The sequence below is a fragment of the Lachnoanaerobaculum sp. Marseille-Q4761 genome, from assembly GCF_017565785.1.
GTDB lineage: Bacteria > Bacillota > Clostridia > Lachnospirales > Lachnospiraceae > Lachnoanaerobaculum.
In genome coordinates, this window is sequence record NZ_JAGEKB010000004.1 from 118,596 (window position 1) to 127,066 (window position 8,471).

At 34.6% G+C, this 8,471-nt stretch carries 6 protein-coding genes and 1 pseudogene; 1 reads left to right on the forward strand and 6 read right to left on the reverse strand.

Going from position 1 to position 8,471, the window contains the following annotated elements; translation table 11 throughout:
• Nucleotides 1-459 precede the first annotated feature (459 nt).
• On the forward strand, nucleotides 460-2,046 hold the full coding sequence (locus J4O15_RS15285) for a vWA domain-containing protein (protein WP_208101415.1): 1,587 nt from the start codon (nucleotides 460-462) through the stop codon (nucleotides 2,044-2,046).
• Nucleotides 2,047-2,327: 281 nt separating this feature from the next.
• Here the strand turns inward: J4O15_RS15285 and J4O15_RS15290 are convergent, their stop codons facing one another.
• The 6 genes and pseudogenes from J4O15_RS15290 to J4O15_RS15315 form a co-directional block, all read right to left on the reverse strand.
• Entirely contained in the window at nucleotides 2,328-3,380 is a 1,053-nt protein-coding gene (locus J4O15_RS15290; RefSeq protein ID WP_009220314.1) for a methylcobamide--CoM methyltransferase, read from the reverse strand.
• Nucleotides 3,381-3,422: 42 nt separating this feature from the next.
• Nucleotides 3,423-5,135 (reverse strand): alpha-amylase family glycosyl hydrolase, encoded by a 1,713-nt coding sequence (locus tag J4O15_RS15295; protein ID WP_208101417.1) that lies wholly within the window; start codon nucleotides 5,133-5,135, stop codon nucleotides 3,423-3,425.
• A 10-nt stretch (nucleotides 5,136-5,145) separates the two neighbouring features.
• Entirely contained in the window at nucleotides 5,146-6,069 is a 924-nt protein-coding gene (locus tag J4O15_RS15300; RefSeq protein WP_208101419.1) for an adenylylsulfate kinase, read from the reverse strand.
• A gap of 189 nt (nucleotides 6,070-6,258) precedes the next feature.
• Nucleotides 6,259-6,735: an IS200/IS605 family transposase gene (tnpA, locus tag J4O15_RS15305; protein WP_208101432.1), complete on the reverse strand. Its 477-nt coding sequence runs from the start codon at nucleotides 6,733-6,735 to the stop codon at nucleotides 6,259-6,261.
• 36 nt (nucleotides 6,736-6,771) lie between these two features.
• Entirely contained in the window at nucleotides 6,772-7,917 is a 1,146-nt protein-coding gene (locus J4O15_RS15310; protein ID WP_208101421.1) for a hypothetical protein, read from the reverse strand.
• A gap of 63 nt (nucleotides 7,918-7,980) precedes the next feature.
• Nucleotides 7,981-8,471: pseudogene (locus tag J4O15_RS15315) on the reverse strand (ORF6N domain-containing protein); the annotation flags it as partial.

The window sequence follows — 8,471 nt, forward strand, 5'->3', positions numbered from 1 at the left end:
TTGCTATTAAAATGCAATATTTAATTACAATATTCTTATAAATATATTTATAATTTATTTAAGTACAAAAATTTTATTATTTTAATTAAAAAATATGCAATATAGATAGCATAAATAAATATACCTGCCTTTCTACTTTTAATATTAAAAGCCTCATTTGTGTCTTTCTTTGTTTTGCCGGATTTTTTTGCTTCTCTATCCAATTTTGTATGATTACTTTAGATTTCTTTATATTGTATGCCGACTGATTTTCCTGATAATACACCATACATTCCTATTTGTATATATTATATTAATCTGAAAATTTTATCATTACATTATAAATATAATTTCATTATATTCTTTTATTTATATAATTTTTAATAAATACTTATGCTCTTCTACTTTTATTATCTTGTATTTAATGTTACTATTATTATAACACTTTAGACTTGATTGTTTTATTAGGAGGATGAGTATATGAAAAAAAGATCAAGTTTTTTTAAAGTAAGCGCAGGCATGCTGATATTTGCCATCAGCGCGCCGGTCTTATTTACCGGATGTAGAGCCCCACATTATAACAGCGGTGCCGTTTATGACGGCGCAAAAACAGCCGAAAATGCTGCTCCATATGTTAGTTACGAACCGAATGTTAATTATAATACGGAGGAGTATAATGCTATCAAAGAAAGCAGTTTCCATGCTGTAGCAACTTCGCCGCTTTCCACATTTGCAGCGGATGTAGATACTGCATCATATGCAAATATCAGGCGTTTTATAAATTCCGGAGAATTGCCTCCGGCTGATTCTGTACGAATAGAGGAGATGTTAAACTATTTCCGCTATGATTATCCGCAACCAAAGGATGGTGAGCCATTCTCTGTAAGTACCGAAATTTCAGCCTGCCCTTGGAACCCTGATACGAAGCTTATGATGATAGGTATGCAGGCAAAAAAGGTCGAGGAGTCCGAGAAAAAACCGTCAAATCTGGTATTTCTTATAGATGTATCAGGCTCTATGGATGAACCTGACAAGCTGCCATTGGTAAAAAATGCCTTTCTGCTCCTATGTGAGGAGTTAAAGGAAAATGACACAATATCCATTGTTACATATGCCGGATATGATCAGGTTGTTTTGGAAGGCGCAAGGGGTTCAGATTCCAAAGAGATAATGTCCGCCATAGAGGATTTGGAAGCTGCCGGCAGTACGGCAGGCTCAGACGGTATAAAAACAGCCTATAAAATTGCCAAAAAATATTTTAAATCGGATGGCAATAATAGAGTTATACTTGCTACAGACGGCGATTTAAATGTCGGAATCACAAGCGAGGGTGAACTTACAAGACTTATTAAAAAAGAAAAAGAAAGCGGTGTATTCCTTTCCGTACTGGGCTTCGGTACTGAAAATATAAAGGATAATAAGATGGAAGCACTTGCCGACAATGGAAACGGCAATTATTCATATATTGATTCAAGATTTGAGGCAAAGAAGGTTCTCTCAGAAGAACTGGGTGCAAACTTCTTTACAGTGGCAAAGGATGTAAAGTTTCAACTGGAATTTAATCCTAAATTTATAAAGGGATATAGACTGCTAGGCTATGAAAATCGAATTATGGATGATGAGGATTTTAAGGATGATACCAAGGATGGCGGCGAGGTAGGTTCAGGTCACAGGGTAACCGTACTCTATGAGATAGTAGATACAGACTCTCCAATGGATATCGGCTCGGATTTAAAATATCAAAGCAGTTCTGTCACAGAGTCTAATGATCTTTTAAATATAGCTGTAAGATATAAGGAGCCTGATTCCGAAACAAGTCAGGAGCTGAACTACCCTGTTACAACCGAATCCATCAAACCTGAGATGTCCGACAATATGAAATTTGCATCAGCCATAGCGGAAACCGGAATGCTCCTTCGTGACTCGGAATATAAAGGTAGCTCAAGCTATGAAAGCGCCTTATCACTACTTAATTCTGTTTCGGATATAAAAGATGATACGAGCAAGCTGGAATTTCTATTGTTGGTTGATAAAGTTTCCGATTTGGAGAAGATGTCAAATAAATAGTTTAAAGGATCTCATAGTTAATTTTATGTTTTTAGTAATTGAATTTTGTTCGTTTCAATAGTATACACATTTTAATATGTATACTATTGTAAAAAGAAAAATGCCTTGTAATAAATTAGATTATCACTTATTACAAGGCTCATTTTTTTCCCAAAAAATAACTTACATATTCATTGTAAATAATGATTCCATTATGTCTTTTTATTTGCAAACTTTTTAGGTAGTTTTACGGTAAAATATAAGCATTTGATTTAAATTAATACCAAAATTAATCCTATTCCTTATATAGTACTGTATTTTCTCCCTGCATCCAAAAACATATCTATCTTTTCATCTGTGGTATTTAATGGCAGATTGCACCCCGGTGTAAGAATAAATCCTTTCTTACATTTCCTGCCTGCTCTGATACATCTTTTTACTTCATTTTCTATATCGTTTTTTGTTCCATGACATATAATAGATACCGAATCCACATTACCGGCAATCCTATTTGAATCCGAGAAAAAATCACAGGTTTCATCTATATCCATCTTATTATCTATACTGAAAATCCCTATATCGAGATTTTTTATATATTTCCATACCTGCTTTGTATTACCACAGACATGATAAGTCAGTGCTTTTCCTGATTTCTCTCTTATATACGAACTTATTTCCAAAGTATATGGATATGCAAATTCAAGATACATCTGTGGACTTATCACTGTACAGCTTGCTATCGGATCAGCCATAGCAAAGTCTATATCAAGTCCTGCAAAAATATCCACCACATATTTTATATTCTCGGTAATGTATCTTAAAAATATATGCACTTTATCAGGTGAACTTACCATCTCCCCCAATAAATTATCTGTACCCAATAATAAACCTGCCAATGTAATGGGACCTGATAGTGAAGTACAAACCCTGCAAAATCCGTCTGCAATCTCCCTTAATTTTGCATTTGCATTATAATACATTGCCATTCTGCCGCTGTCTTTAGTTATATCCTTTAGTTTAGACACTTCATCCATACTGTATATCGGACGATTCTTTATAGAGATATATCCATGTTCAGGATAATGCAATACTGCTCCCATTGCCTCAGCTATACCATAGAGATTCGGTCCCACATCCATAATATCAAGACCGAATCTGTTCATACCCTCCACATCACCCATTAGCAAATTGTTTGCATCACTCCAATAATCTGCAATATTCTTTCCTATAATGCGAGCTTTTATATCACCTAAAAACGGATCCATAATTATTCTGTCATAGTCTTTATTTTCAGCTATAGCCCTTTCTCTTTCCAAGGGAGTCATTTTATCTTTAGGATGAATCTTTAAATGCATAACTTTCTCCACGACTATGTTGTTATTTTTCTTTTAAATAACTTAGAGGTCGCTTTTATAAACAATATCTCCATTCTCCTTGGCTATAATATTAAATTCACAGCTTAATAAATTTCCTTCCAGCACTGCATGGCTGTTATTATTTTTCCATTCCATAAAAATCTTACTTCCGGCACATTTCATTTCAAATTCACTATCCTTTGAAAATGCATGAAATGTAGAACGAAGTCTCAGTATTTCAAGCTGCTTTTGTACAATATCACTTTGCAATCCGTCTTCCATCTCTTTTACAGTCAGATTGGTACGATTGATTTCTTTATGACCTCCTGCTCCCGCTCTCTTTACCGCCTCATAATCATTCTTTCCGGCAAAGAGATCCAGATACCATACCTGAGGCTTTCCGGGCATAAAGACTTGAATAGCTCTGGCAAAAAGCATCCTTTTATCATCTTCTCCAAGCGCACTGTAATAGGTCGCATTCACCTGATAATATACATTTTTCTGACCGTGAAGATCCTTTACATAACCTCCTCTTTTCACTACGGTATCTATAACAGACTGAATTCTTTCTTCGCTAATCAGCCCCTTTAAATCAAGCAGAGGAATACCGTCATGACATCCAAGCATATTTACAACCTGTATCTTTTTTTCTACAAGTTCATCCGCCCATCTTTTTAAGACCTCACCGGATTGCTGCTCAAAAGCATCTATAATAAGTCCCGGAAGGAAGAAATCATAAGTCATATAGCCCTTATCCGCTATTTTCTTATAGATTTTTTCCTCATAACTTGCATGAATCTCAGGCAGTAATCTTAGATTATATTTATCAGCCAATTCTCTCACCTTTGTAAGTACATCCCAGGTAGCAGGCTCATTTAGAAAATTCTTCTCGCCTACTCCCTTTGGAGCATAGGCAAAAGCATCCAGTCGTACAATCTCCGCACCATATTTAGCCAATGTCTTTAAAGTATTATCATAAAACTCCCATACAAGAGGTGATTTTATATTCAAATCCATTTGCCCGAGATATTTTCTCTCTGATTCCAGCTTTTCGCAAAGCACTGTCCTTTGATTATCAGTTATCTTATCTGTATAGATATTTTTCTCACTTAAAAGCTCTGCTGGCGATTTACCCTCTCTTAACCCCTCATTTAATAAATTGGCAAGTCCTTCTGCAATACCATACTGTACAGAGGCAATATCTCTTATATCTACAGCATCTAAAGCAGGATATCTTACTTCCTGATAAAATGTATTCCAGTAAGGAACTTCTTTTCCGTCAGGAAAGCGAACCATCAATATCGGCAGTCCCGGTTTTCTAAAAAACATATCCTTTATTAAATCCGGATTTGGCTGTATATATCCTGCATCAGTCATCTCACCGCATCCGTCCCAGAATTTATTCCAATCTATAAAAAAGTCTCTGTACTTTGATTCTTCACCTTTCTTTATAATATCCTGAAACTGCTCAGATAATACGGATGCGTGATTTAATATAAAATCAAGTTTTAAATCAATTCCCAGCTTTTTAAATTCTTCTAAATCCTCTTTTTTTGCAAAAAGACTGTTTAATTCATAGTCAATAACTGAAAATCCCCTGTCCAAATCTGTATGAAACAGACTTGGAAGTATATAAAAGGAAGAAAAAACATCCTTTAATTCTTTTTTGCTCAAGAAATTTACAATATCACCAAGGCTTCCTCCCAGACTGTCCGGGTATGCATTCAGCATAGGACCATTATCATTTTTATTCATATCCATCTCCCTACATTCCCATAGATTTACAATAATCGGTATAACTTAGTCTGTCACCATTTTTGGCAATTATTATTTTTGCCTTATGAGCCTGATTTTTTATCATCTCCTGCTCAATCTCAAGTACCATCGTAGTAAAAGGACTGTCTATTGCACCGTCACGATTCCTAAGCAATCTGTATTCCAATGTTTCCTGTAGGGTGCTGTGGAGCAGTATCGGAATATCCACTCCCTTATAATAGTCACTGTTTCCATGTGTCCATTCAATCATAAGAACACCTACATCTTTAAAATCAATGTCTTCATACCATAGCTGTGTATCGGTTCTTCCCATTCTCTTTAGCCATATCTTATCCGCACCCGACTTAAATTCTGCTAAAATATCTTCCAATTCTTTAAATCCAAGCTCATTTTCAGTACCAAGATAGCCTTCCAACGCCTTACGACCACCCTTCAAATATGATTTATACCAATCATATTTTTTAGCATTTTCAGTATCGGCATCTTCTCCTTCTATCTGCAATGCATGAATTATATCAAAGCGCTCTTTACTGTACTCACCGTCTTTTAGCATTTCTTTTAATGCACCTTCTCTAAACAGGTGTAATCTTTCAGCATCATTATACTCAGGAATTCGATGGGGGTAATTATCTCCTGACAAAGTGTAGCTTCCCAGTCCTATCTCTTTTAAATAATAGGATAATACGGCAGCTATTCCTGACTTACCCACCCCCGAGCCTCCGCATACAGCCACAACTATCTTTTTATTGCCGCTTTCTTCCTTGACCTTTTTAATCTCCTCAAGTAAATACGGGAAGATTCTGTTTGCCCTGTCAATATGATACTCACTGATTACGACCTTATCACCCGGCATATCTCCCTGTTCGATGCTTTCAGGAAGTATCGGCTGTTTCCAATTCTTAAATTCTTGCATAAGCATTTACCTCATATCTATAGCTGTACTTCTTCTCATGATATTTATCACAATCCACAAAATCAGTACCACCGGCTAAGCCGGTGGTTTGTTGTTTCGCCCTATAAGGGCTCTTTACCTGCGCTTGAGTCTAAAGACTCATCGAAAGTTCGCCAACCGCACATCATTTACTTGCTTAGCCCCTTGGGCTTATTTTTTCTTATTGCTTTTTATTACCGGCTCACCCGTAAACGGGTCTATATATTCTTTCATACTCATTTGGTCATATAAAATATCTTCATTTAGCTGATTCCTTATGTATTCTTCTATCTTTTTTGCATTTTTTCCTACCGTATCTACATAATATCCCCTACACCAAAAATGTCTATTCCCATACTTGTATTTTAGATTTGCATGTCTTTCAAATATCATTAGTGTACTCTTACCTTTTAAATATCCTACAAAATCTGATACACTCATTTTGGGCGGAATCTCTACCAGCATATGTATGTGATCCGGACATACCTCTGCTTCCACTATATGTACTTCTTTTCTTTTACATAACATGCTCAATATATTTGCTATATCCTGCTTTAGCTCTCCATATATTATATTTCTCCTATATTTTGGTGCAAATACTATATGATACTTACAATTCCACCCTTGTGTCAAGTATTGGATACATATTTTATCCTAAGCAATACTCCATCCTCTCTTTCTTCTTTACCGATTTTTCATTTCTTCAATTATCTTGTTGATCATATCTTCATCCAATATGTTAAAGTTAATCGCCAACTCTGTTATGATATTTTTTAACATATCTGCATTTTTAAAAAATAATGAAGCTCCGCTAAATCGAGTATATATAGGCGTAGTTACTCCCAATATTACTAATTCATTATTTTTAAGAAAAATATGAGTGACATTAGTTCTTTCAAAAAGTTTAGGATCAATTGGATTTTTTGCATATGGATTATGAAAGACAAAAATACCCTCAGAAACACTCTCTGGTTGATTGGAGCTAACAATTCTAAACTTAAAAGGAAACTCATTGTCTTCAGTATCTCTTACCACATCTATAACCTGATTAAAAGTATTCATACCTTTTGATAAAGCAAGAGCAGTTAATTTCCCTATAGTATTAGTGCAAGTATACATAATAGCAGAAACTTCACTATATTCAGCATTCAAAAAAATACCAATTGGCAATTCAGCTCCCGTTTCAACTTTTTTTACATATTTTTTAGTAATGCAACCCTTTTCGTCAGGAATAAAATATCTTCCATATAACAATGCCATCATTGAATAAATGAATTCTCTACCATAATTTATTTGATCACATGAACTTAGTGCAATAATAAATGGATTCTGCTCATTAAACCAATCTGCTCTTTTATAATCTCCATACTTTTTAATTTTTGATGATATAGCTGTCAAGCTTCTAATAATACTTTCATCCAATATATCATAGAAATCATGTTGTAAATGAGGCGGTACCAACATAGAGAAATAATCCTCCAAAGTTCGTTTATACTCTGGAATTCCAGTTTGTTTTATATTAGATACAACTGCTTCTATATAAAACTCACAAGGTTTTTTGATAATAAAATCAGGAAAATTATGCGATTGATCTAAAGAAAATCCAGCTTCTAAACATACTTGGTAAATAATAATTTCCCAATATGTAGAATGAAATGTTTCTTGAAATTGCCTAATCATTTTATTATCTTTATCTACCAATCCATCTGTATAAGAACATAGTAATAGTTTTTCGTTTCGAAGCAGTATTTTATCTCGTAAAAATTTAAATTTTGTATGTTGTTTTTCTTCTGCTAATCCATCTATTTTATCGAAAAGTGGTAATTGCATAATATTAATCCTTTCGAACTAACTTTATAAATGTTTTTCAAATTTCCAATCCATTTTTTACTTCTATTTTAACTTCAACACCCGATTTTTCAATAGGTTATTGATAAGGTCTGTATAAATCATCTGATCGACCACTTCCGTTATGCTTGTGATTCTTTGCCCTGCATCTTTAGAAGACGCTCCGCAATGATAGATTCGTTGATGTTCGGTATTCCAGTCGATAATAATGTATCTGTCATGAAACTCTCCACCGGATTTTTGGAATGTTATCTTTCTAAACGGATACTCCTTACAAAAATCTTGATATTCAAGGGTATGAAGTCCTTTGCCGATGTTATCACTGAATATAATGACCTCTACCGATGAAGGGACATCTTTTAACAAGACCAAAGTTTTCACTCCAATGTAGTTATCAACGATATAAATGCTCTTTTTCGCTATACTGTAAATGTCCTTATAAGCGAGATTTGCTTCGATAGGCTGTCCATTCAAAAGTAAAAAGCCGTATTTGAGCTGTGGATTGCTAAGGTCGAGAATCAGTTCAGACAGTTCAG

Coding starts and splice junctions, on each gene's coding strand:
- J4O15_RS15295 (WP_208101417.1), bottom strand. CDS start 5,135: ATGAATAAAAATGATAATGGTCCTATGCTGAATGCATACCCGGACAGT.
- J4O15_RS15290 (WP_009220314.1), bottom strand. CDS start 3,380: ATGCATTTAAAGATTCATCCTAAAGATAAAATGACTCCCTTGGAAAGA.
- J4O15_RS15285 (WP_208101415.1), top strand. CDS start 460: ATGAAAAAAAGATCAAGTTTTTTTAAAGTAAGCGCAGGCATGCTGATA.
- J4O15_RS15310 (WP_208101421.1), bottom strand. CDS start 7,917: ATGCAATTACCACTTTTCGATAAAATAGATGGATTAGCAGAAGAAAAA.
- J4O15_RS15300 (WP_208101419.1), bottom strand. CDS start 6,069: ATGCAAGAATTTAAGAATTGGAAACAGCCGATACTTCCTGAAAGCATC.